Origin of the sequence: Bergeriella denitrificans NBRC 102155 (assembly GCF_001592185.1) — a bacterium.
In the GTDB taxonomy this organism is placed as follows: Bacteria; Pseudomonadota; Gammaproteobacteria; order Burkholderiales; family Neisseriaceae; genus Neisseria; species Neisseria denitrificans.
In genome coordinates this window covers 45,452-65,159 of record NZ_BCWL01000001.1, presented here as the reverse complement: position 1 = coordinate 65,159, position 19,708 = coordinate 45,452, and the positions used below count along the sequence as shown (strand labels likewise).

The following is a 19,708-nucleotide window of genomic DNA, read 5'->3' as shown; positions in this document are numbered from 1 at the left end:
CCTCAAACATCTTCTTCCCGGCCGCACCGATTTTGCGGAAAGCCGCCTCGCTGATTGTGGCAAGATTTTGCAGTTCCGATGGGTCGTATTGGATACCGTTCTGAAAATCTTGCTTGATTTGCTCAAACTGAGCCTGCAATCTGCCGCGTACATCGGCAATCGCCTGTTCAATCTGCCGCGCCGATTTGGCCGCTTCATCTGCCGCCGCGTTAAAGCCGCCAGCGGTGTCGTTTTCAGCAGTAATTCTGACTTTTGCTTCTATTTCACTCATAAATAAACCCCTGTTGTGAAGCCTGAAAAAATTTCAAACTAATAACGCTTGACAATAATAACGTACTGCGTTATTATTGAGGCATGATTACAGACTTCTCATGCAAAGATACAAAAGCCCTGTTTCAAGGCCGAAGAGTCAAACGCTTTGCCAATATAGAGCGGGTTGCTTTGCGGAAATTGCAGCAGCTTCATGCCGCTACAAATTTGAACTTTTTACGCATACCGCCTGGCAATATGTTGGAAGCGTTGAAAGACGACCGCGTTGGGCAGCACAGCATCCGCATCAATGACCAATGGCGGATATGCTTTGTTTGGCAAAGCGGCCATGCCGTACAGGTTGAAATTGTCGATTACCATTAAGGAAACACCATGAATAAACGAGAAATCCCCCTTATCCACCCGGGCGAAATTCTGCTGGAAGACTGGCTGCTTCCGCTGGGTATCAGTCAATATGCCTTGGCCAAAGCCATAGGTGTCCCGCCGCGCCGTATCAATGAAATCGTCAAAGGAAAACGTGCCATCACACCTGATACCGCATTGCGCTTGGCCGCCTATTTCAATACCGATGCACAAAGCTGGCTCAACCTGCAAAGCCATTACGATGCCGAGCAAACCCGGGCGGAGATTGCTGATGAATTGGCAGGCATTCATGCATTTGCATAGAAAAAGGCCGTCTGAAAATTTCAGACGGCCTTTTTGTCAGGCGCGGACGGCTAATTGAGATACAGTAAATCCATAACCATGTATTCATCACTATAACCCCAACTACCGTCCGTAAACTCCGCATAAACTTCAACAACAATTTCCTGATAACCGGCTTCTAAAAACATCGGCAAAGGCCGGCAGAGATTACCGGCAGGATGGCCGGTTTCCGTTTGCTCGATACCCATATTGGCCGCTGAATGATATGGAGCTGCTGCGCCAAAAGCATATTTACTGCCGCTTCGCAAGCCACGGAAGCCGTAAATCAGACTGGAGCGTCCCGGGTTGGAAATAGGCGCAAACTGCGTGCCGTTGACCATAATCCGAATATAGCCGCTGTCGGCAGCATAAAACGGCTGGATAATTGCATTGGCGGTGCGGGCGTCATGTTTCCTGAAGATGAAATGGCGCGCCACCCAATACCTATTTGAGCGGCTGCCAGGCGGCCTTGCTGCGCCGCTCCAGCCACTCGGTGTGGTTATCAGCCGCTCGAACATCACGCCCTCGATACGGCTTGCGCTGACCGTCCCTTCAAACCGGCCAGAACGTGCAAACAGATTGCCATGCCAATCCACAACAAAATTGCCGTTGCCGATATTCAGATGGCCGCCGTTGACCGTTGCCGCATTCAGCGTACTGCCGTTGATAACCGTGCCTGACAGCGTGCCGGCGGTAACGTGTCCCATATTGGCCGAGATGGCCGACAAATCCGTTACCTGCATTTTGTCTGCCGTTACCGCATTCGCAGCCAGTTCGCGGGCGGTGACAGCCCCTGCCTGTAAACGGTTGGCCGCAATACTGTTGGCTTGGATTTTATCGCCCGCAATATCCCCCGCGTTCAAACGGTTGATAATCGCCTTACCGTTGACAACCAAATCCCCGTCCACGCCGACACGGTTACGCACCGTATCTACCGTAAACGGAAAAGCCGTAGATTGGCCGGTCGCGCCCACGCCGAAAGCGTCCGCATTCACGATGAAGCGGCTGGTCGGCTTGCTGTTGACCGTGGTTGAAGCAAGGCCGAAACCCGCCACATGGCCGTTGGTGTCCAGCTTGACCGTATATTGCGCTTCGAGGCCGTCAATGCTTTTGGCCTGCTGCTGAATGGCGGCGCTGTTGCCGTTTACGGTCGTCCGTATGGTTTGAATACTCTCAGCCGTTGCCTTGTCTTTGGCCGCTTCGACTTTTTTGTAGTCCTCCAGTGCCGCCGCCGTAGCTTCGGTTTTCGCATCGCCGTCCTCCGGCGCGGGCGTCCAGTCTGTCGCCAGCGTGCCTTTTTCCAACTTAACTTTCCGAATCGCCAGCACATTCCGGCCAAGCAGGCCGGTAGGATTGAACAGCAAACGTGAACCGCGATACGCCTCCGGCTTGTCGTTTATCAGCGTATGCGTGACTGAGTATCGCACCCAATCGTCCGATTTCTGAATATCGACACCCGAATTAATACCGTCAACGCGACTGCCTTTTGTGACATCATAGGCAAATGCGTAATACAACCGAATGGCAACGCTGCTGCGGCACTCAAACGACAAGGTCACAACATCGCCTTTTTGCAGCTCGTTCAAGGGCAGGCTGGGTTTGCGGCCATTTATGGCATAGCCGCAAACCTGCCACTGCTTCCATACTCCCGACGTTTCGCCGTTGGCTTCCCAAACCAAGCCATCATTCTCAATCCGTCCGACACTTTTTGACGCGCCGTTTTTGGAAAAATACCAATAATCCGCGTCCGGCAGCGAACCCATGATGTAGTTGCGCCCGCCCACTTTTATGCGGCCAAACTGCGCCGCCAACTCCTGCAAGGCTTCGGCCTGTGCGCCGGTGGCGTTGCTGCTCGTGCGCTTAAACTCATTCAAGTCTGCCTGCGCCGCTGTCGCGAGGGCGTTGGCCGCTTCAGCAAGACGTTTCACGGCATCCGCTTTGGCCTGTGCGCCGTCCACAGTTTCATCGGCCTTCCACTCCGTCCAGCTTTCGCTGTCGATTTGATACAGGCCGACTTGCACCTTGGCCGGGTCGGGCGGATTGGGCCGGTAGGTATGCGACACCTGCGAGCGGCGGCGTAACACTTTACCGTCTGCCTGATAGGCCGTTTGCGTGACTACGCCGCCGGTGGGGTTGTCCCACGGCACATTTGTCTCCAAGCTCAAATAACCGCCGCCGCCCAATGACAACACCGCCGAGCGTTTGAACTCTGTTACCCTTTGGCGCGGGTAGTTCAGGTAATACCAGCTTGGCAGTTGGTTGTCATCACGCGTGTCAGGCGTTTGGAAGCGCGCCGTCATCTTACTGTCCACGACGCTTTCCACGTCCGCGCGGGTGGTGCGCGTGCGCTTCAGCTCGCCGATTTCCGCTGCGTTACCGTCCACGGTAGATTTCAGGTTGTTCAGCGCATCCGTGGTCGCCTTGTGATTTTTCGTAACCGTTTCCGTCAGTTTCGTCGCATTGCTTTCGGCTTGGCCAACACGGCCGCCCAGCGTTTCCAGCGATTGGGTCTGCACCTTTTGGGCATCGGCTACGGCCTTGATTTCGCGCAGCGCATTGGCGGTATTGCCTGCAAACTCAGCAGCAAGGCTTTCACGGGCGCGGGCTTCGGCTTGATTGGCTTCGACCCGCGCTTCGCGCTCTGCTTCCACGGCGGCGGTTACGTCTTCAGGTGCAATCGTCCAATCGCTGCCCACACCGCCGCGCTCGAGTTTGATTTTGCGCCACTCGTTGACACTTGTAGCCGTGCTGGGATAGGCATACACATTCAAATGCGTGGACGCGGCATTTTCCAACTCACCGCTGCCATTTCGCGGTGCGTTCCAGCGGAAAGTTGCACGGTAAACGCCGTCTGAAATTTTCTGCAGCTTCGCCAACTCGCCCCAGCCGTAGCTGTTGTAAACGCCGAAGCCGGTACGGCCTTCGCCCAATTCGCCCCACAGTGTTACGGTCACGGTTTCGCCCACTTCGGGAATTTCCGTCAGCGCAAAGCGTTTGCTATATTGGGCATCGCGCCAATTCGGCATCGACCCGCTCAGCAGGTTACGGCCGCCGACTTGCAAACCGTCCAACCGCGCCGACAGCGTTTCGGCGGTACGCGCAGCGTTGTCGGATTTCTCTTCAACGCGCGTAATTTCCGTACCGATTTCGCGGGCTTTGGCCGTTAAGGCTTTGGCCGCGTCGTCTGCCGTTTTCTTTACAGCGGCGGCGCGCGCCTGCGCTTCCTGCCGCAGGGCAGCGGCGCGGGCGGCGGCTTCGGCAGAGATTTTGGCATTCACATCTTCGGCACTTTGCGCGGAATTGATTTTGCTTTTCAGCGCCTGATTTAAGGCGCTTTCGCCCAAGTCCTTTGCAATGGCCGATACTTCGTAAACCGTGAACGCATGGCTGCTGCTGATGTTCAAACCCTGCTTGTCGAAGCTGTCATAGCCCGCCGCGCGGATATAGTAGGTTTTCCCGGCCTCCAGCGGCTCGCCGCCGCATTTGTTGAGCGTTACAAAAGTATCGCGGCCGTCATAAGCCAAATTTGCAGGCGTGGTGGGTACAGACGGATTGTCGGAAATCCAAATGCAGATACCGGCAAAATCCTCTTCTTGCGGTGCCGCACATTGGAAAAACGCCTGTTTCAGGCCGCTGTCCAGCGCAATGCCCGTCAATGCCGATAATTGCGGGTTTTGCGCCACAACCTGCGTCCATGAGCCGGTTTTGCCGGTCACGGCGCGGGCGCGGACTTTAAAGACCACGTTACGCACTTGGCCGCCGTCCTGCTTCATATCGGCTTGGCTGTAAGTGTAGGTATTGGCCGTCAGGCCGCTTACCGAGCGCAGGCGCGTTTGGCTGTTGGCGGCATACACTTCCACATCGTAGCTGTCTGCACCGTCCAGCGCGTCCCAAGTGATGACGGCGGCCTTGCCGAAATGCCAGCCCGAAGTCAGGCGCAGATTGCTGATAGCGCCCAAAGGCGCGCCCACAATCGTATAAGCGTAGGCCGGTACTTCGCTCAATTCCTGCATTCCGCTACCAAACACATTGAACGATACCAGCTTGATCCATACCGTGCGGCCGAGCCAGTTTTTATCAAAAGTGTAGCGGAATAAAGCCTCGTCCAGCCGCGCAAACTTCCCGCCTGCCTTATGCTCCGTGATGTCGCTGCCGTAGCCGCCGCGCGTCAGATTGCCCAGCGTATAAGCGCCGACACCGGTCAGCTCTGCGGTTTCATAAGCGATAAATTCGCCGTCCACATAGCAGGCCGTCAGAAAATCGCGGCTTTCCTGCTCGGTTACATTGTCCAAATGCCCCGCGCCGATTTGCACACGCAGCGTGTTCACGCTGTCGTAAACCGCCCCGGCGGGCAGGTCGGAAACCGTATTACCGAAACGGGCTTTTTGGTGTACCGCGCCCACGCGCACATAGCTGTCGCCGTCGGTGGAAACCCACACTTCCGCGCCGCCCCAGTTGTCGCCGCCTGCCGTAGCCAGCCAGATTTGCGGCTCGCCGCCGGTCAGTTGCAGCGGTGCTTCGAGAATAACGGGCGCGTGTGCATTGCCCGGCGAAATATTGTAGTTGGCCGAATAGCCCAAAGACGGCTGCGTCGGGTAGTGCGTGGCCGTAGCCGTGCCAAACGGAAAGTCTTCGGCCACCACAGACAACACGCCGTCCTCGTCCTCTTCGATTTCGATAATGCGTACCGGCGTCCGGTTCAAACCCAGCGCTTCATCGGTCAGCGTAACCAAATCCATAGGCTCCAGCAGAATATACTTCCAGCCCAGCTTGAACGAATATTCATTACGCACATACAGCGCCCGTTGCAGCAGCAGTTGCGCGACCTGTTTCGCTACCGCACCGTCGCAAATCGCGTGCATCTCCACAGCCTCTTGCGGGCGCAGGCCGTATTGCTCGATATTGGCTTGGTCTTTAACTTCCGCCACGGCGATGTTGTAGTCATTCGCACGGTTGAGATACTCCACCTGCACCTGATTGTAGGCATCGGCGTTGGTTTTGCGCTCGACCGTAATCGGGTCTTCGCCGTCGCCGATAAAATCATCATCGGTCAAATCGTACAAAGGGGTCAGATTGGGAATATAAGTCGCCCCGTTGCCCGAAGCCGGCGCATCGCCGTAAGGTATGATTTTCAGACGGCCTTGCGAATAAACGGCGGCGGAATTGGTCTGTTGCAGCAGCGTTTCGATATTCGATACCGCCTCCGACTGCTCGCCGTAGGCCGGGCTAAGAAAAATTCCCGCTGCGCGGCAGTAGGCGGAATACACACCCAAGTCCCCCATGTTTTCAGCAGGGAAGCCGCAGCCGTAGTTTTGATTGGTCAGCAGGTCGCGGAGAATATCGGCAGGGTTGGCATCGGGAATGTCCGCCGAATAGCCCAGCTTGCCGTCCACCTCGAAATTATGGCTGTAAATTTGTGCAGAGCTGGTCAGCTCATAGTTCGGGCTGTACAGATAGGCCGTGTCGGAATAATTCAAAGCCTGCGCCGCGTGCTTGGCTTGCAAAAGGTGCGGCCAAACGGGCTGCTCGTTCGTGCCGAATGCCACATTCAGGCGCAGTTGCGACGGATTCAGGAATTTTTCCTTATCCCGCCAAATAGCGGTCACACCCTTAATAGGCCCCTCGCACAGAGCCATCGCAATCGCGGCTTCATAGGTGTACTTGATGTCCACCTGCTTCACACCGCCGCCGCCTTTGCCGCCTTGCCGCGTAGTGGTTTTATGTTCGATGGCCGTAAAGTCGCCGTACCAAACCAAATTGCCGGTAACGCGCGTGCGTCCGTAAACAACAGGCAGGGTCAGGCCTTGCGACGACTGCTGCACCTGCAAAGACAAAATCCGCTGTTCGCTGGTTGAAATCGTAGAAGACTTACCGCCCATAACACACCTCAAAAAGCCGTCTGAAAATCAAACTATTGGATAAAACTGAAATACCTTACTTCACGATGCGCCAGCTCCGCCTGATAGCGGTCGTCCAGCACCACGCCCCGGCCGATGTAGCTGTGAATCAGCCCCGTACCGTCCAAGCAGATGCCGCCGTGGGAAAACGCCCGCCCGAATTTCCATACCGCCACATCGCCTTTCTGCAACTCGCTTTCCGTAATTTCCCGGCCAAACTGCATCAGATAGCCGAGATAGCGTTCCGCATCGCGGTGCAAGTGCCAATCCTGCGGATAGGGGCGGGGGTCGAAATCAGGCGGCAGCAGGCCGAATTTACCGTAAACCGCCACTAAAATCATGGCGCAGTCCACGCCCGCCCCTTTAACCATCGCCTGATGATGGTAGGGCGTTCCCAGCCAAGAAGCAGCCTCCGCCGCAATCTGTTCCCTCAAATTCATAGCCAATCCTCTAAGTAACCGTATCGGCGGCAGGGATATACGGAAAGCCGCGAAAATGCACGAGATTGTGAAATTTCTTGTCGCAGGTTTCTTTCGTCCCGTCGCAGCCCGGATGAATTTTGAACACATCGCCCGCCTGCGGAGGGTGGGGCAGGCGCAGGGCAAACGACAACACCCCGCCTGCGTGCGTTTTGACCGTACGCGACAAACCGGCATTCAAACCGCCGGTAAATTTAATGACACCTTGTTCAAACCACTTATCAGGCTGCGGCAGATTGCAGAGCAGGGAAGAGCCGTCTGCGCTGTTGGCCGTCACGCGGCCGGTTACGGTAAACGCCTCGCGGCTGACCTTGCAGCCGCCGTCATAAAGCGTGCGCATACAGCCCGCCTGATAAATATTGCGAGGGCTGGAAACATTCAGCAGTTCGATGTCCGATTTGACCGTCACATTGACCGCCGAGCGGCTGCCCGACACATCGGAAACGCGCCCCTGAAAAATATTGACCGCCCCGGCCACCGTTTGCCAGTCGTTGAAAAAAGCCCGCTCAATCAGCACACGCGCCCCGTCCAACGCCCCGCCGAGCGCCGCCTCAGGCCACGGCAGCCCTTGCAGGGTGTAGCCGTCGGCGGCGGTAATGCTCAAATCGTTGCTGTCCACTTCAAGGCCGCGTGTAACACGGGTTGCCCCGCGCGAAATAATCAGTTGGCGGGCTTCATAATGCTGCATTTGCCACGTTACCGGCGCATCTGCCGACGTATGGCGCAGCACCGTGCCGTCTGAAAGCGTAAAGGTGTACAAATCCGCCATCAGAAACTCATCGCTGCCGTGCAGCAAATCAATCAATTCTTGGTTGGCTGTTTTCATGATTTCACACTGACCAAAGTTATCTTCTTCGCCGACCACAAATGGCCGATGAAATTTTCAAAGTCCGCCGTATCGCTGTCAAAGCGCACGCGGAAATAAAAGCCGCCGCTCCAAGTAATCCGCTGCCCGGGCGTCAGCGGGGTATGAAAGACGACTTGGCCGGTATCGGTAATCGAATAATCGCGGCCTTTAGTTTTGACGACCCCGTTTATCTTGATTACAGGATTACCCTTGACCGCCAACACCGGCTCGACAAAGCCGCCGAATGCGCGTATCAACTGATAGCGGGTTGTCCCCGCAACCACATTGCCGATAAGCTGGTCTGTAACCTGATTGTCCGTGGGGTCTTCATACAGAAAACTTTCAAAGCTGCCGCGCCGCGCATTAAAAAAGCCGGCCAGCGTTTCCAGCTCCCGAATCGTACCGCGATTTCGCAACACCTCGAACGACAGCGAAAAACGCCATTGCGGATAGCTGTAATAGGCCGTCCGCTTCTCCCGCCCGCTAACCGATTTCTGTACTTTGGTTGACCATACCGGCGTTTTCGTGACACCCCATTTCAAGCCCGGCAGGGTCGGAAAAACCGCATTGCCCATAGTCCGTCCATTCAATAAAAGGGCTGCCACAAGGCAGCCCCGTAAACGATTTATTCGTCAGCCGTAACCAATTCCGCTCCGGCAAACACGCTGTTTGCCGCTTCCGGCAATACAGCCTGCCCATACAGCCATTGGCGCGAGATTTCCGCATCGGAATCGATGTGCGCCGTCTGAATCGTCAGCGTATGCGAGCAAAGCGGATTGCGGCCGCGCTCAAACGCCTTACGGTTTACATAGCCGTTTACCGTAGCCGTTGCCGTATGATATTTATAGTCGATACTGGCATATTCGATAACGTGAAAGTCCGCAATCGCGCCGGTGTTTTCATCTTCGATTTCATGACTGATACCGATAATTTTCAACATATTCATTCCTTTCAAATTAAACCTTTGGCTTTCAGCAGGTCTTCAAATTCGCTTTCCGACAGCTCATGGCCGCCGCCGAGCAAGGCCACGGCCTCATCTTCGCCGATAGGTTCGTCAGCGGTATTACCGCCCTTGTAGCCCATGTAGCCCGCAACCAAGAGATGCACGGGCGGGTGCTGTTTCCAATAATTGCCCAAGTGCTTCAAGCGCGGCAGGTCGATATGTTCGGCCACATAATCCCACGTCCAGCCGGTAGCGGCGCAGACGTGGGCAATCATGCCGCCGAAATCTAACCCGCCGCCGCCGCTTCCCCCGCTTGTGCAGCTTCCTGTTCTTTGCGCTTCAGGCCGGAAACGTCCATCACCGCGCCGAAGACTTCCATCATGTTGGCGACATCCAGCATATCGCCCACTTCCTCGCGGGTCAGGTCGGGGTAGTTGCGTTTCAATGCCGCGTGAGCAACCGAAATAGTCAGTTCCACCTGCTCGGCAAACGGCGCTTTGTCGAAATTGCCGATACGGTCTTTAATCTGATCCAACACACCCAGCGACAGCGGCGGCACAACATACTCTTGGCCGTTCAAATTCATGGTAACGCCCGCTACTTTGACAACTTGTTTCATCATCAACCTTTCTTAAATCAAAAAGCCGTCTGAAAATCAGACGGCCGTTATTCCTGAATCCACAGCGTACCCACGCTGAATCCCGCTTCGTCTGCCGACGCCGTGAAATCCACTTCAGGCACGCTGAAATCATCGTTTTTCGCGCTGAACAACGCCAGCTTGCCGCTGGTAACGCTTGCCAGCTCCAGTAACGCTTTTTTACCTTTAAATTGCGTCAAGTAGGAGAGCTTGAACGTCGGCGTATTGCCCATCGCAATATTGGTTAAATCCACTTTTTTAGCCGTCTTGAGCTGGTAGGTGTACACAAAGCTCGGATAAACCGTTTTGCCCTTGTCCGCCTCGGCAAAAGTGTACAGGCCGGTTTTACTGACCGCATATTGGCCTTGCGCCGGATTGGCGGCTACCTTAACCATCGCCACACCGTCGGCGCCCATCACGCCCAAATCTTCGACAAACGTACCGGCAGAGGGCGGCGTAACCTGAATCGTAAATGCCGCCGTCGGAATGGTTTTACCGGCCACGTCCGCATAAATCGCCTTCATTGTGCCGGTCGCAAATTCAGAGCCGAAAAACAGCGTATTCAGAGCCAAGCCGTTAATTAACGCACCTTTCATTTTGCCCGTTACCTTGACTTTGCCCTGTGCTACAGCCAGCGCAAAACGGTTTTGGCCGTAATACTCTTTCAACTCCGCCTGCAAATCTACAGACATTTCCTGCAAGCCCATAATCCGCACCGGAGTAGCATTGGCTACCGCATTGCCGCTTGCATCCGTAATCATTTGCGCGAACACATCGCCCGCGCCGAAAGTCAGTTGCATAATCGCACCTCATCAAAAAAAGCCGCTAGGCGGCCAAAATTACAATCGGAATAACCGCCACGGCCTGCGTACCGAGCGTACCCTCGTCCGTTTCGATTGTTCCCTCAACGCGGCAGTATTCCACCGCCACCCCCTCAGCCGCCAAAGCCGTGCGCCCCGTAATCGGGTGTACCGCATTGACCGCATTGCAGACCGCATCAATCAGCGGATTTATCAGCGGGGCAGGCGCTTCGCCGCCCGTCTGCACATAGAGATACACATCGGCCTTGAGCAGCCATTTGGTTTCCTGCCCCGTGACCGTGACCGCCTGCATATTGCCCTGCGCCATAAACAGCGCGGGCTGCTCGAAACGGGAAACATCATTCCAATGCAGCAATTTACGGCTTTTGGTAACAAAGCCGTCCAATGCCTCCAGTTTCGCCCACAGTGCGGCATATACCGCTTCACGATTCATCATCTCAAAGCCCTTTCTACAGCCATCTGCAAATCCGCTTCAATTTGCGGCTGCAAATCCCGCAGCGCCGAGCGCAGAAAAGAGCGCTCCGGCAGCTTCACATGGCGCGAATGCGCCTTAATCTGCACAGAGCGGCTTTCCCTCAGCGGCCGGCCGAATGCCTGCTTAATTTGGCGTAAATGCGCCTTGACCGACACCGCGCCGCTAAAGCCGTATTCATGCGCCACGCCATAACGGACATTGGTTTTGACCATACCGACCGTTTTTGTGCCGTTCCGTTCGACCACTTGGTTTATCGAGCGGCGCAAATTACCCGTCCGCTTGCCCAACACCTGCCCGGACAGCTTATTGGCGACTACATAGCGCTGCAACATCAATACCGAGCGACCGATAGACGCCTCAATCTGCGCATCTATCCCGGCAGAGTAAGACTTCAACACCGCCGCAATGGTATCGCCGCCGATAAACTCAAAACGCACATTCATGGCTACACCTTGCGCCGGTATTTCTTTAAAATCTCAAACGCCGCAGGCGGCATACCGCCTGATTGCGAGAAATTTGAGAAAGAAACCGTCTCGCCCGCCAGCGATTTACTGGCTACGCCCTTGTTTTCCATCTCGTTCACACGCTGCGCCGCGATAATCAGCACCGCTTCCCGAATATCCTCAGGAATGGTCTCATAGCCCGCCACATAAGCGACTTCCACGTTACGCAGGCCGTCTGAAAAACTGTCATCATAAATCAGCAGCCAGTCGTCATTATCAAAGCCGTGAATCTCACGCCCGTTGACCTTGACCGACTTAACCTCCAGCACAGGATATTGGTTCAACACAATGGCCTTTTTGCGGTTGCCGTTGTAGCGTTCCACATAATCGCGTTTCAGCAGGGTGCGTTGCAGCCAGCTTTCCACCGCCGCTGACACACCCGCCAACACCTGTTTCAGCTCTTCATCGCGCCGATTGTGTTCAATCGCCAAGCGTATTTTCAAATCTGCTAAATCCGCCAGCATGGTTACGCACCCTCTGCGGGTTGGTCCGCTTTGGCACGGCTGCGGCGCGTTTTCTTCGGCTCTTCCGCCTCAGGTTCGGACGGTTCAGGTTCGGACGGTTCAGGTTCGGACGGTTCAGGTTCGGACGGTTCGCCTTGCTCCCCGGCAGCTTCCGGTTTTACCGTAAAGCCGAACTGAAACAGAAATTCGAGCGCCGCCTCCGGTACTTCGACCACACCGTCAACTACCGCGAAATTCTCGCCGCCGAACGACACGTCAGTCATGCACTCTGGTGCATTCAAAACAATTTTCGACATAAAAAAATCCTTTCAAAGAAAAGGCCGTCCAAAACCGGGAAAATCCCGTATTTCAGACGGCCTAAAGCCATTAAGCCGCGTTGGTAATCACGCCGAATGCCGGCATAAAGAAGCCTTGCAGCACCTCGTCCGCGTAAACGCCGTATTCATAGCGGCGCGTGCGCAGCGGCCATTCGATTTGATAATAATCTTGGCGCGTGCGGATTTGCACAAGATTGGTAATGCCTTGCACATAAGCGGGCAGCTTGCTGGAATAGAACATATAAGTACCGGCAGGCAGATTCGGATGCACCACAATATCCAGCTCGTCGCCCGTTACCTTATTCAGGTAAGAAGCGACGACCGTACCGGCCTTAATGCTGCTGATATTGTTCACGTCCACATTCAGCTTAATCAGCGGCGCACCGTTGTTGCCGATAATCAGGCGGGTCAGCGCCACCAAATCGCGGGCATTGCAGTAGATGGTATCGGGCGACAAGCGGTATTTCGTGAAGAACTGCACAAACGCTTCTTCAAATTCATACACGCCGCCCGCGCCGTCCGAAGTCAGGCCGGAAGCCTTATTGTCGCGGTAATAAGCGCCGGAATCGGGCAGGGCGATTTGCGTCAGCAGGCCGTCAAATTCCAAGCTGGAAGTGGAATGGTCTTTATCGGGCAGAGAAGCGGCTGTTTGGCGGCCTTGCGCATCGGCGGCGATTTCCACTTTGGCCGTTGTTGTGACCGCCCCCAGTTTTTCCGCACCTGCCGCGCCCCAGAACCACGCATAAGCCACCGCGCCGCGTACCGCATCCACCTGCGCCGTTACCACCTTGCCCGCACCGGCAGACACAGAGGCCGCCGCCGACTTCTGCGCCGAGCCGCCGCCGAAAGTATCGGTAGAGCCGTCTGCATTTTGGCGGGTGATTTCAGTCGGAATTTCCGCGTCCGCAATATTCAGATATTGGCCGACCGCGCCGTTGTTTGCGCCGGCCACGTCCCAGTAAGCCTGCAAGCCCAAGGCCACGCAGATAACCGACAGGCCAGCGCTGGAAATCGTCCCTTCGCCCGCCGCCGCAACCAGCTTCGGAGTAGGGGTTACGCCGAATTTCAGGCCGGTATTGCCGCCCAAAATCATCATTTCCTCCGCAAGCATCGTCGCTTGCAGCGTTTGCGTTACCGCCAAGGCTTTCACATCTTCAAAACCGCGTGCCGCGTAATCGGCTTCAAAAGTTACATTGTTTTCCAAGCCGAATGAGCGGTAAGCGGCCATGCGCTCCACAGTTTCATGCTCGATAACGCCGCCGCGTTGGCCTTCCGATACGCCCGCGCGTTGGTTTTTGGTATTGATACCGGTAATGGCTTTCCAGTTCGCCTGTACCGCGCGGCCGCCGCCGACACGCGGAATACGGTTACGCAGCGGGGTCAGCACCGGATAGAGTTTTTGAGACGGCGCAGACAGGTCATACATCTGCAAGCCGGTCAGCGCATCGGTCGGTTGGGTAAAGCCTTTGTGCAAGGCTTCACCGCCTAATTGAGCCGACTTCATCAGCTCGATGGTTTCTTGAGTAACACGATTCATATTTACACTCCAAAATAAAAAACCGCCTGCAAGGGCGGGGTTGCACTTACAGGCGGCCGGATTGGGCTGCCTTAACCAGCGTAGCGGCTTCGTCCAGCGAGCCGTCGCCTTTCACAATCGGCGTGAAGCCCTGCAAGAGGTCTTCATTACCGCCGTTGTCTTCGCTTTTCGCGATAACGTGTTTCACACCGCCTTTAGGCGGCGCAGCCTGTTTCTTCAAGGCTTCCAGTTCGGCTTTCGTATCGGCCAGTTCTTTTTGCACCTTAGTCAAATCATCGACTTTCGCATTAAAAGCCTTTTGCAAATCGTCGGGCGTATCGGATTTTTCCGCCGTTTCATCTCCGACCTTGCCTGCTTCGTGACCGACCAGCGACACCAGCGCATTAGCCAGCGTTTGCGCCGCCTGCTTTGCTTCTGCCGTCACATCGTCCGGCAATTCCTCATACTTCGCCGAATTGACAAACCATTGTACCTCTTGCAATACGCTTGCCAGCGACTTCACGCTGTACATCGACTTCTGCACCGACTCGGCTTTCGGCTCGTTTTGCGCCTCGGCCTGTTTCAGGAATTTACGCAACACATCCAGCTCGGCCGCCGAAAATGCCACTTTTTCGGTTTCGTCATCGTCTTTTTTACCGTTTTTGCCGGTATCGTCGTCAGATGATTTTTTGCCGTCTTCATGATCGGATTCAGACGGCTTTTTCTTGGCTTCGTCTTTATCCGCTTCGCCGTTTTCTTCAGGCTTTTCATCATCGCCCTTATCGATTTTGAAGCAGGTGAATACCGCATCGGGGTTAGCAGGGCGGTCAACCAAGCTGATTTCCGTCAGGTTGATGGCCGTAATTTCCGCCTTATTCAATTCGTTGCGGGCTTTCACGCTGCCGCCGATGGAAAAGCCCTTGTAAACGCCCGTTTCCACCTTTTTTACGGCCACAGGGTCAACGATATGCGCCTTGAAAAACGTGCGGCCGTCATCTTCAACCTTGATTTCGACTGCTGTTCCCGCCGCACTCTTGCCGTGCATTTCACGCACCGCGCCGAATTTCATATATTCGGGAATGGCCGCTTTCATCGCCTCGGCGGTAATGATTTCGCCGTCCGAATCCACCGCGCCGCTGGAAGCATAGCCCGATACCGTAATCGTACCGTCGTCCTGCTTCTCTGCCTTGCTGATTTCGGCATACAGTTTTGCCATAACTTGCTCCTTTAAAGGTTTTTCAACACAATGATTAATCCCGCAAAGACACTTCTTGCCTACCTGCCAAAAAAGCAGTATGATTTTCCTAATCCCTTATGCAACGGCTGGGTGTCGTACTTGCCGCTTTCGGTATCCGCCCCAGATATACTGCATAAGGGATTATTCGTCTTTCAGAACGAAATGGTCATAATATTTATGTCCGTCTTTAAGTTCTCTGACTACCATACCTATATTCAATCTTTCATTCCCTACTACTGCTATTCCGGAATATTTGTGTGCCGCAATAATATCAGGCCGTCCGCTTTTGTCCGGGAAAGAGGCTTCGTACTTTAATTTCACGGGTAATTCATCCAGCTTTACAAACAGTGCCAGCTCTACAGGATTGGCATTTGATGCCGCGTGCTTGACACCCTGCCAAGTAACCTGAATATCATGCCCGCTGCTTTCGTTGCGGTAGGTTTTACCGACAAAGTGATCGCGGGCATACTGCATGGCGGCCTTACGCATGGTTTTGGTATCGTCGAAGCTGCCCAACTCGTCTCCCGATACCGTTATTGCCGGAGAGCCGTCCGTCCACCGCCCGCTTTTATCGCGCGGCTGGTTCGGGTTGTATCCCTTGGCCAATTTAGCCGTATCGACTACCGGCAGCACCACACACCGACAATTTGGGTGCGACGGCGGCATTAAATCCCCACTGGGGAAATGCTCGTGCAAGCCGACCACGCCCGCCGCGCCGTTTTCATTGCAGATTTCAGATACCTTATCGTCTTCCGCCGTCAGCCACTCTTTGCCGTTTACCAGCCCCGTCTCCGACCAGCCGATATAAGTACCCATGCCGTCCGCCCGCGCCATCTCCGTGCGGGCAATCGTTGTCGCGCGGGTTTTGCTGAATGCGTGCGAGGTTTTCAGACGGCCTGCCAGTTCGGCGGGGCTGTCGCCGTTTTCCAGCGCGTCTTTAACCGCCTGCCGTATCATGCCGCGCGCACCCTCGGTAATCTGCCATTCGGCATTGGGGTTTTGAACCAGTAGGCCGTCAACCCATTTCATGCCGACCATTTCCGCCGCCCGCTGCGCCGCCCATGCTGCCGCGCGGGCGCGTATGGCCGTTACCATGCCCACGGCAGGGGCGGGCATAACCTGAATCAGCGCAGTATAGGCCGCTTGCTGCGCCGCCTGCCGCAAAACAGGCTCGACCGCCGCCGCCAACACCGCCCACGGCGCAAAGTCCAAGCCTTGCGATACCGTCTCGGCAATGCGGCGCACTTCCGCCTGCCAGTCATCGGCTTCAAAATCGATGGCCGCGTTTTTCAGCATGGCGGCTACCTGCGCCGCCACATCATCGGATAAGGCCGCCAGTTCAGCCTCAATAAGCGCGGCGGCTTCCTCTGCGCTGATTGGGCTTTCCGACTTTCCCAGCTTTTCAGCCTCGTTATCGGAGTTATCGGGTATATTTTCAGACAGCTTTTCAGGCTTGCCACTTTCGCCATCGGGCGGCGGCTCGTCATCGTCAGGCTTGCCGTTTTCAGACGGCATTTCATCTTTCGGCAACGGGTCTCGTCCCAGCTCCGCACGCACCTCATCAACCGTCAGAATATTGGCATTGGCGTACATCACGAAAATTTCCGCCTGCTCGCGCGGAGATTGCGCGTCATCGCTTACCCATACGAACTCATATTCAGCCATACCCATAAAACGGGAAAGCACATCATCAATAATGCTCTTGACCCAGTTTTTCAGCGGCTCCAAGCCCTCGGCCAGCGACTGCTCGCGGCTCGTTTCCGCCACAGCGCGGTTAACCTGCGCCACAAACGGCGTCGGCTCGATAGAGAAGCAGAAGCACACCACCCGCGCCAGCCATTCGTCGTACATATCCTTCAGCGGCGGTTGCTTCGTCTCATGAAAATTGCGGGAAAGCTCGCCCGGCACAAAACGCATCTTGCGCCGCTCGGCATTATTGCCCGAAATCAACAAGTCCCAGTAATCCTGAAAACGCTGAATATCATCGCGCGTCCACGATTCCGGCACACCCACAAGCGCGTCCGGCACGCTGCCCGAACGATAATACTCAAGCTGGTGCGACATACGGCGCAGCGCGATATTGACCGTAGTAATAATCTGCTCCACGGGGCTGTAACCGTAAACTTTATAAGTGCGCTGGTTACGCGGACGGTAAATCAGCTCATCTGCCGTATAGTCCACCGCAGGCAGGCCGCGCAGCACCTGCTGATAAGCCGTTTCAGGCGGCATCGGCGTTCTGCCGTAATCATCAATCACACGCTTGATGGTCGCCCCGTCTATCAGCTCCAGCGCATACAAATCCCCGCCCAGCGTTTTACGCGGATAAATGCACGGCGCATCAATCACAAACAAATCTTCAAGCAGCATCCGCAGCCAGTCGTTCCAGTTATTCAACTTGTCAGGCCGTCTGAAAAACGCCACCGCATCATCAATCCTGCCGTCTTTACGCTTCGATTCATCATCAGCCGTCGCCTCAACATCGCGCCGCTGTATCGTCCAATCCAGCTTTTCCATCTGGTCTTTGCGCGTCTCAATAACCAAGCGCAGAATGTCGTAGTTATCGGCCAAATAGCGCAAATCCCGAAAGCCGACAGCCTCGCCTTGGCGCGGGCGGCTCTGCCCCGTATTCCAATAAGGCTCGTAATCCTGCGCACGGCCTTTCACATCATCAGGTGCAACCGGCGGCGGCGCACTCCCCGCATTGAACCAATCCGACTTACCCGTCAATGCAAACTTGATACCCTCGGCTGCCCGGGCAACAAACCCTGCCGAAAGAGGCGTTTTATTGCCCATAATCAGCCTTTCAATACAAAAAATGCCAAGCAACCCGTAGGGCCGTTTGGCATTTGTGCTAAAAATTACTGTCCGCGCCTGGCCGCTTCTTCTGCAATCCAATCCAGCATACCGGTGGTACTGCGCGTCATCGGCTCCAGCGCATAGCGTAGCGCATCGATATAGTGGTTATGCTTGTCCTCGGGCTTAGGCTTCACATCGCCGCTTAAGCGGTCGGTCTCGTAGCTGTACAGCCTGAACTCCCGCGCCACCTCCTCACAGCGCGTATGAATCACCACCTTATCGAACGAACGGATAAAACCGATACCGTCTTCCACGCTGCCTTTGCCTTTCAGTGCCCCCGTAATGCGGGGCAGGCCGTGGCGTTTCAAATAGCTGATACTCTCAGGCCGCGCAGAATCCGCACGGATAACGTATTTCTCCACATCAGGCATGGCTGCTTTTAGCTCCGCCGCCGTATCGTCAAGCTCGATACCTGCGCCGCCCGCCTCACGCTCAATCCACAGCTTGCCGTCATAAATCCAACACTTCACACAAGCCGTCGGGTCAACCGAAAAGCCGAAGTCCAAGCCGAAATAAGGGCCTTCCCAATCTTCAGACGGCTCAAAATCATCTATTCGGTATTTATTCCTGAAGACTTGCGCGTCCGAAAGCTCATAATACGCACCCTCCCATATCCACGCATACCGCGCAGGGTCAAGGCTCTTTTGCTGGTGCAGGCGCTGCTCTTTAAGCACATCAGGGAAAAACGGATTGTCGTTGTAATTCATCTCCACGATACACGAGCGCGGCGGCACATCTTTTCTAAACCGCCTGTCTGTCGCGCTGTTCTCGTTTTTCGGATTCCAGATTACCCAAATTTCCGACTTAGGCGCACGTATCGTCGGCTCCAGAATTTCCCAGGCTGTCTCCGCAATATCCTCAGCTTCCTCAACGATACACACATCAATCTTAGCCAAAGACTTCACAGACTGAATATTGTTACGCAAACCCTTAAACAGAAACTCCGTACCGTTTGCCCCGCGCAGATAGTCCACGCCCACATCGTAAAACGTCTCCAGCCACGGCTCGGAAGCAATCGCCGCCTTCAACTCCGCATGAAAAGATTGCGGGATAGAGTTCTGAAACTCACGCACGCACAAAAAGCGTAACGGCTCCATATACCCCCATATCGCCGCCATCTTCGCAAAATTAAATGATTTGCCCGAACCGCGCCCGCCGAACGCCCCGCGATAACGCAGCGCACCGCGAGGCTGCGTAAACACCTGTCTTATTTTTCGGGGCAGCTTAATCTGTACCTCACTCATCAGGCACAACCAGCTTAATCACAGTAGGGGATAGGCTGCCGTCTGAACTTGTATTGTCCACCTTGTCAGTATAGCCGTGCTTCGTCATCAACAGCTTGGCAAACGGCGCATTAAACTCGCCTGTCAGCGTGTTATCAATCAGCAGCATTTCTTGTGCGGTGTTGATTGCCTTTAATATGTCAGAAAAATTTTCGTTTTTTCTTGCCCATTCGTAAACACATTCACGGCTTCGTCCCAGTGCAAACGCCAAACCGGCTATGCTTGGCACGGCATTTCCTTGTTCTTTATAACCGCCTTTCAAATATGCCCACGCGCACTCAATCACTTCATCAGTCAATTTACTTGACCCTAAAGGCCGCCCGACAGGGCGTTTTTTATCGCTCATATCAAACCCCCCATATCTTTTTGAAAAACAATAAAAAAATCCGCCACAAAAGGCGGATTTGTTGTGAAAAATGCTTGACTTTTGTTTTAGTTTTAACTAAAACAATACCTGTTGAGCGGTTCAACAACGGGAA

At 54.9% G+C, this 19,708-nt stretch carries 19 protein-coding genes; 2 read left to right on the top strand and 17 right to left on the bottom strand.

All coding sequences use genetic code 11. The features are described from left to right. Positions 1-354: 354 nt before the first annotated feature. Positions 355-633 carry a type II toxin-antitoxin system RelE/ParE family toxin gene (locus tag BDE01S_RS00380; protein ID WP_066075680.1) on the top strand — a complete coding sequence of 93 codons (279 nt, stop codon included), beginning with the start codon at positions 355-357 and terminating at the stop codon, positions 631-633. Between the two features lie 9 nt (positions 634-642). Beyond that, positions 643-936, top strand: a complete 294-nt coding sequence (locus tag BDE01S_RS00375) for a HigA family addiction module antitoxin (RefSeq protein WP_066075677.1) — start codon at positions 643-645, stop codon at positions 934-936. A gap of 50 nt (positions 937-986) precedes the next feature. Here the strand turns inward: BDE01S_RS00375 and BDE01S_RS11630 are convergent, their stop codons facing one another. From BDE01S_RS11630 to BDE01S_RS00290, 17 genes are all read right to left on the bottom strand, one after another. After that, a complete protein-coding gene (locus BDE01S_RS11630; protein WP_082790371.1) occupies positions 987-6,833 on the bottom strand; it encodes a phage tail protein in 5,847 nt (1,948 codons plus the stop codon). Between the two features lie 32 nt (positions 6,834-6,865). Then, a complete protein-coding gene (locus BDE01S_RS00365) occupies positions 6,866-7,291 on the bottom strand; it encodes an NlpC/P60 family protein (RefSeq protein ID WP_066075674.1) in 426 nt (141 codons plus the stop codon). Positions 7,292-7,301: 10 nt separating this feature from the next. Then, positions 7,302-8,156, bottom strand: coding sequence for a phage/gene transfer agent baseplate hub protein (locus BDE01S_RS00360; protein WP_066075671.1), 855 nt, complete (start codon positions 8,154-8,156; stop codon positions 7,302-7,304). Further along, positions 8,153-8,752, bottom strand: a complete 600-nt coding sequence (locus BDE01S_RS00355; RefSeq protein ID WP_066075668.1) for a DUF2460 domain-containing protein — start codon at positions 8,750-8,752, stop codon at positions 8,153-8,155. The genes BDE01S_RS00360 and BDE01S_RS00355 overlap by 4 nt, the downstream gene beginning before the upstream one ends. Positions 8,753-8,802: 50 nt before the next feature. Beyond that, the gene (locus BDE01S_RS00350; protein ID WP_066075664.1) at positions 8,803-9,117 is read right to left on the bottom strand and encodes a hypothetical protein; all 315 of its coding nucleotides are present in this window, start codon (positions 9,115-9,117) and stop codon (positions 8,803-8,805) included. A gap of 11 nt (positions 9,118-9,128) precedes the next feature. Continuing rightward, positions 9,129-9,395, bottom strand: coding sequence for a hypothetical protein (locus tag BDE01S_RS00345; RefSeq protein WP_066075661.1), 267 nt, complete (start codon positions 9,393-9,395; stop codon positions 9,129-9,131). A gap of 11 nt (positions 9,396-9,406) precedes the next feature. Beyond that, positions 9,407-9,742 carry a hypothetical protein gene (locus tag BDE01S_RS00340; protein ID WP_245934313.1) on the bottom strand — a complete coding sequence of 112 codons (336 nt, stop codon included), beginning with the start codon at positions 9,740-9,742 and terminating at the stop codon, positions 9,407-9,409. 44 nt (positions 9,743-9,786) lie between these two features. After that, positions 9,787-10,557 carry a hypothetical protein gene (locus BDE01S_RS00335; RefSeq protein ID WP_066075659.1) on the bottom strand — a complete coding sequence of 257 codons (771 nt, stop codon included), beginning with the start codon at positions 10,555-10,557 and terminating at the stop codon, positions 9,787-9,789. Positions 10,558-10,582: 25 nt separating this feature from the next. Continuing rightward, positions 10,583-11,014, bottom strand: a complete 432-nt coding sequence (locus tag BDE01S_RS00330) for a hypothetical protein (protein WP_245934314.1) — start codon at positions 11,012-11,014, stop codon at positions 10,583-10,585. Continuing rightward, complete coding sequence (locus BDE01S_RS00325; RefSeq protein ID WP_066075657.1) at positions 11,011-11,496, bottom strand: hypothetical protein; 486 nt, start codon at positions 11,494-11,496, stop codon at positions 11,011-11,013. The genes BDE01S_RS00330 and BDE01S_RS00325 overlap by 4 nt, the downstream gene beginning before the upstream one ends. A gap of 2 nt (positions 11,497-11,498) precedes the next feature. After that, positions 11,499-12,020: a head-tail connector protein gene (locus BDE01S_RS00320; protein ID WP_066075653.1), complete on the bottom strand. Its 522-nt coding sequence runs from the start codon at positions 12,018-12,020 to the stop codon at positions 11,499-11,501. Positions 12,021-12,022: 2 nt separating this feature from the next. Then, a complete protein-coding gene (locus tag BDE01S_RS00315) occupies positions 12,023-12,316 on the bottom strand; it encodes a hypothetical protein (RefSeq protein WP_066075650.1) in 294 nt (97 codons plus the stop codon). A 70-nt stretch (positions 12,317-12,386) separates the two neighbouring features. Beyond that, the gene (locus BDE01S_RS00310; RefSeq protein WP_066075647.1) at positions 12,387-13,874 is read right to left on the bottom strand and encodes a hypothetical protein; all 1,488 of its coding nucleotides are present in this window, start codon (positions 13,872-13,874) and stop codon (positions 12,387-12,389) included. A 46-nt stretch (positions 13,875-13,920) separates the two neighbouring features. Next, positions 13,921-15,069 (bottom strand): HK97 family phage prohead protease, encoded by a 1,149-nt coding sequence (locus BDE01S_RS00305; RefSeq protein ID WP_066075644.1) that lies wholly within the window; start codon positions 15,067-15,069, stop codon positions 13,921-13,923. A 162-nt stretch (positions 15,070-15,231) separates the two neighbouring features. Next, entirely contained in the window at positions 15,232-17,883 is a 2,652-nt protein-coding gene (locus BDE01S_RS00300; RefSeq protein ID WP_082790370.1) for a phage portal protein, read from the bottom strand. Between the two features lie 65 nt (positions 17,884-17,948). Beyond that, complete coding sequence (locus tag BDE01S_RS00295; RefSeq protein WP_066075641.1) at positions 17,949-19,190, bottom strand: PBSX family phage terminase large subunit; 1,242 nt, start codon at positions 19,188-19,190, stop codon at positions 17,949-17,951. After that, on the bottom strand, positions 19,183-19,575 hold the full coding sequence (locus BDE01S_RS00290; protein WP_066075638.1) for a terminase small subunit: 393 nt from the start codon (positions 19,573-19,575) through the stop codon (positions 19,183-19,185). The genes BDE01S_RS00295 and BDE01S_RS00290 overlap by 8 nt, the downstream gene beginning before the upstream one ends. Positions 19,576-19,708 lie beyond the last annotated feature (133 nt).

Excerpts from the sequence above, each read along its gene's own strand:
- BDE01S_RS00380 (WP_066075680.1), top strand. The coding sequence starts at position 355 with ATGATTACAGACTTCTCATGCAAAGATACAAAAGCCCTGTTTCAAGGC.
- BDE01S_RS00375 (WP_066075677.1), top strand. The coding sequence starts at position 643 with ATGAATAAACGAGAAATCCCCCTTATCCACCCGGGCGAAATTCTGCTG.
- BDE01S_RS11630 (WP_082790371.1), bottom strand. The coding sequence starts at position 6,833 with ATGGGCGGTAAGTCTTCTACGATTTCAACCAGCGAACAGCGGATTTTG.
- BDE01S_RS00365 (WP_066075674.1), bottom strand. The coding sequence starts at position 7,291 with ATGAATTTGAGGGAACAGATTGCGGCGGAGGCTGCTTCTTGGCTGGGA.
- BDE01S_RS00360 (WP_066075671.1), bottom strand. The coding sequence starts at position 8,156 with ATGAAAACAGCCAACCAAGAATTGATTGATTTGCTGCACGGCAGCGAT.
- BDE01S_RS00355 (WP_066075668.1), bottom strand. The coding sequence starts at position 8,752 with ATGGGCAATGCGGTTTTTCCGACCCTGCCGGGCTTGAAATGGGGTGTC.
- BDE01S_RS00350 (WP_066075664.1), bottom strand. The coding sequence starts at position 9,117 with ATGTTGAAAATTATCGGTATCAGTCATGAAATCGAAGATGAAAACACC.
- BDE01S_RS00345 (WP_066075661.1), bottom strand. The coding sequence starts at position 9,395 with ATGATTGCCCACGTCTGCGCCGCTACCGGCTGGACGTGGGATTATGTG.
- BDE01S_RS00340 (WP_245934313.1), bottom strand. The coding sequence starts at position 9,742 with ATGATGAAACAAGTTGTCAAAGTAGCGGGCGTTACCATGAATTTGAAC.
- BDE01S_RS00335 (WP_066075659.1), bottom strand. The coding sequence starts at position 10,557 with ATGCAACTGACTTTCGGCGCGGGCGATGTGTTCGCGCAAATGATTACG.
- BDE01S_RS00330 (WP_245934314.1), bottom strand. The coding sequence starts at position 11,014 with ATGATGAATCGTGAAGCGGTATATGCCGCACTGTGGGCGAAACTGGAG.
- BDE01S_RS00325 (WP_066075657.1), bottom strand. The coding sequence starts at position 11,496 with ATGAATGTGCGTTTTGAGTTTATCGGCGGCGATACCATTGCGGCGGTG.
- BDE01S_RS00320 (WP_066075653.1), bottom strand. The coding sequence starts at position 12,020 with ATGCTGGCGGATTTAGCAGATTTGAAAATACGCTTGGCGATTGAACAC.
- BDE01S_RS00315 (WP_066075650.1), bottom strand. The coding sequence starts at position 12,316 with ATGTCGAAAATTGTTTTGAATGCACCAGAGTGCATGACTGACGTGTCG.
- BDE01S_RS00310 (WP_066075647.1), bottom strand. The coding sequence starts at position 13,874 with ATGAATCGTGTTACTCAAGAAACCATCGAGCTGATGAAGTCGGCTCAA.
- BDE01S_RS00305 (WP_066075644.1), bottom strand. The coding sequence starts at position 15,069 with ATGGCAAAACTGTATGCCGAAATCAGCAAGGCAGAGAAGCAGGACGAC.
- BDE01S_RS00300 (WP_082790370.1), bottom strand. The coding sequence starts at position 17,883 with ATGGGCAATAAAACGCCTCTTTCGGCAGGGTTTGTTGCCCGGGCAGCC.
- BDE01S_RS00295 (WP_066075641.1), bottom strand. The coding sequence starts at position 19,190 with ATGAGTGAGGTACAGATTAAGCTGCCCCGAAAAATAAGACAGGTGTTT.
- BDE01S_RS00290 (WP_066075638.1), bottom strand. The coding sequence starts at position 19,575 with ATGAGCGATAAAAAACGCCCTGTCGGGCGGCCTTTAGGGTCAAGTAAA.